The sequence below is a fragment of the Amycolatopsis sp. SID8362 genome (assembly GCF_010550475.1).
In the GTDB taxonomy this organism is placed as follows: domain Bacteria; phylum Actinomycetota; class Actinomycetes; order Mycobacteriales; family Pseudonocardiaceae; genus Amycolatopsis; species Amycolatopsis eburnea.
Window position 1 is genome coordinate 1 of record NZ_JAAGNB010001202.1, and the last position, 320, is coordinate 320.

The following is a 320-nucleotide window of genomic DNA, read 5'->3' on the forward strand; positions in this document are numbered from 1 at the left end:
GGGCATCGCCGACGGGCTCGGCATGACGACCGTGAACCGGACCGACCCGGTGTCGGGCAACCGGTTCGCCGAAGTGACCGTGCAGGCCGGGCTCGCGATCGACGGGACCGGCCGGGAAATCGTCGTGCCGGCGCCGGTCGTGCTTTCGGAGGCGGACTTCGAGGCCGTCAACGGCGCCGGCGGGCCGTCGACCGAGCCGTACCCGGTGTTCCTCACCGCCGCCGACCGGGCCCAGCCCGCGACCGGACCGGCGTCGTGCGCCGGCGCCGGCGGGCCGACCCGGGTCGAGGAGTCCTACCAGATCCTCTTCCGGCGGCACG

The 320-nt window shown here is 75.3% G+C and carries 1 pseudogene; it reads left to right on the top strand.

Annotated elements, in window-relative coordinates:
* Nucleotides 1-320 (top strand): annotated as a pseudogene (locus G3I65_RS37070) (hypothetical protein); the annotation flags it as partial.